Here is a 2,732-nt window from a genome sequence, read left to right as displayed (position 1 = left end):
GGCCCGTGCGCAATGCACGGGCCGGTTTTTGAGGGTGGCTGAAGCGGATTACTGGATGGTTACGCCGCCACCCAACTTGTTCATCACAAACGCGGTGAATTGTTCGACTGTCATCTTCTGACCGTTGAAATCAACCTGATTGTTGGCGTAGTGCAGCTTGGTGACCACATCGTTGCCTTCAAGCGTTGCCAGCTCTGTGCCCACCGCCATCGCGCTGAACATATCGCTGGTGGCAGTGGCCTGATCGGCGATCAACTTGGCGTCGGTCTGGCCTTCCATTTGCGCCTGCACGGTCAACAGATCCACCAGCATCGGCTTGGAGACTTTCAAATTGAAATCCAGTAAGGCGAGCAACTGACGACCCAGTTGATCGGGTGGCAGGTCCATGGACTGCGGCTTGGCAAGGTCGATCACCAGCGTTGCGCGGCTTTCACCATTGGCCGTATTGAACGACAGGTTTTCCAGTGCCACTTGCGGACCGCCGGCCAGGAGTTTTTCCAAGTCAGCCTTGACCTGCGCTTCCTCAGCCTCGGTCAGAACCAACTCTGGCGCTGGCTCGCCGGCTGCCGCCGCTTCAGCCGCCGCTTGTTCGTAGGGTTGCAGCTTGGTTTGATAAACCTGCATGAGCGACATGGTGGCCGGGATGTCCAGGTTCTTCAGGCTGACCGCCATCTGCGCAGAACCGATGGCCTTATCGTTGAAGGACAACTCTCCGATCTTGTAATCAGCACGCCCCGAAGCGCTGGTGCCATTTTCGGTACTGTTGTTCTTCATCTCGAAATTCTTCAGGCCCAGGACCGACTTCTGCTCACCAAAAGTAGTCTTGCTGTTGCTCAGCATCAGAACGTTATCACCCATGTAATACCCATAGGTGCTCTTGCTCAGGTTGCTGGCGAGCGTCAGGCCGTTAAGCTCGACTTGCACCGGTGTCTGGTCCTCAGCGACGGTGGTCAGCTTGAAGCTGTCCATATAACCGTCAGCCTTGATCTTCTCGGCCTGGGCGCTGGAGGCCAGGTCGATCTTCAGACCGGAGAAACTGAGCTGGGATTGTTCATCCAGCTTGGTGTCCAGGGGCAGCAACTCGAACGTCCCGTGGGTCGACTGGTCGTAGCCCAGGTTAACCACCCCTTTGAGCGGCGACTTGTCCTTGGCAGCGACGAACCATTTCTCGGTCAGCGGCGTGCGCTCAAGTTCGGTGTGGCTGGTGGCCATGACCGGCACCCATTTGAGCGTCATCAGGCGCGAGAACGGCAGCGGGCCATGTTCGATGTTGTCGACGAACAGCAATTCAACCGGTTCATCACCAAACATCTCGCCTTCGCCCTTGAGGCGGTAATGGGCGGTGCTGCTGAAAGTCCCACGGTCCAATGAAACCAGCTCGATCGAAGCCGTGCCATTTGACCCGGCCAGGGCCGTTTGCATTTGCTTGTTGCTGTCGGCAATGGCGGTTTGCAGCACTCCTTCGAGTTTCGTTCCGGTGTACCAGGCGCCACCCGCGCTGATTGCACCGACGACCACAACGATTCCCAGAAGTACGCTTGCTGATTTATTCATGAGTGATCCGATCAATATCCATGGTTGAAAAAGCCGTCGTCTTCCCTGACACCGCTAAGGGTGTGGCTCGACGCCGCGAAGTGGAGGGAGATTACCATCAGGCATGCCATCGGGCCCAATGTTTAAAGGGGGGAAGGGTTTTCTTGAGAGAGGGTCTACGAATATTGAACTTCAATCTCGTCGAGTTGATGGTCGAACGTCTTCAGCCGTGCCGTCCAGGTGTACACCAACACTTCGAAATCGCGATTGATCACCGTCGCGCCCGATGAGTCCGCGCGAGGATCGCAGAAGTCCAGTTGATAGCGCTCCCGGGCCATAGCGTTAGCGACGTCGCAGAGCTCACGAGCGTTGTTCAGCCAGTGCCAGTCGTCTTCGGCGACCTGTTTGTCCAATGCCGCACATTGGGTCTTCAAGGCCTCGAGACTTTTTTCCAATGGAGTACCGGTGAGTTCACCCATGACTTCCTGGAATGTGCGGCCAGGCTGCCAGTAACTGCCCCAGAAGTAACGATCAAAGACCGTTTCGACCCGGCGTAACGCAACCTTGGTATCCCAGATCAGCACCAGAGTCTTGCCCTGCTCAAGATGCTTTTTTTTGATGCGTTGACCTTGGAGCGATGCCCAGGCCACGATTGCGATGGATATCACACCGATCAGCGCAGCCGCGCTATCGAGGAAGATCAGTGCTTTGTCGATCTGGTGAGTCAGCATGACGCCATAGAAATAAGTGGCCGAGAGCAACACCAACGCTGCCAGGGCGCACCAGAAGCCAGGAGCATAAGGGTTTTTCATTATTGGAATCCCCATGACCAGTGACGTCGCGGGCCATTTTTCAGATGCCCCGACTATCACAGCATAGCAATGGCCACAGGGTTTGCCGTGTGTCTATAGCAATCATGAGGGGCGATCCGATTACCGGCCCAAAACGACAAAACCCCTGTCTGCATCAGCAGACAGGGGTTCTGGGAATTCAATCTTGACGATGACCTACTCTCACATGGGGAAACCCCACACTACCATCGGCGATGCATCGTTTCACTGCTGAGTTCGGGATGGGATCAGGTGGTTCCAATGCTCTATGGTCGTCAAGAAATTCTGTAACCGGCCCGTTCAACAGTAACGTGCCGGCGAAAATCGATAACTTCTACTAAAACAAAACCCCTACCTGCATCAGCAGAT

The 2,732-nt window shown here is 55.6% G+C and carries 2 protein-coding genes and 1 rRNA gene; all 3 read right to left on the bottom strand.

What is annotated here, in order from left to right; genetic code table 11:
- Positions 1 to 48: 48 nt before the first annotated feature.
- The 3 genes from HU811_RS26485 to rrf all read right to left on the bottom strand — a co-directional run bounded on the left by HU811_RS26485 (position 49) and on the right by rrf (position 2,643).
- Positions 49 to 1,554, bottom strand: a complete 1,506-nt coding sequence (locus HU811_RS26485; protein ID WP_186659028.1) for a YdgA family protein — start codon at positions 1,552 to 1,554, stop codon at positions 49 to 51.
- A gap of 155 nt (positions 1,555 to 1,709) precedes the next feature.
- Positions 1,710 to 2,345 (bottom strand): hypothetical protein, encoded by a 636-nt coding sequence (locus HU811_RS26480; RefSeq protein ID WP_047230327.1) that lies wholly within the window; start codon positions 2,343 to 2,345, stop codon positions 1,710 to 1,712.
- 182 nt (positions 2,346 to 2,527) lie between these two features.
- Positions 2,528 to 2,643 (bottom strand): 5S ribosomal RNA (rrf, locus tag HU811_RS26475).
- Positions 2,644 to 2,732: the final 89 nt, after the last annotated feature.

It is taken from the genome of Pseudomonas tehranensis, assembly GCF_014268615.1.
Taxonomy (GTDB): Bacteria; Pseudomonadota; Gammaproteobacteria; order Pseudomonadales; family Pseudomonadaceae; genus Aquipseudomonas; species Aquipseudomonas tehranensis.
Note: the sequence above shows the minus strand (reverse complement) of the source record. Positions and strands in the feature narration are given on the sequence as shown.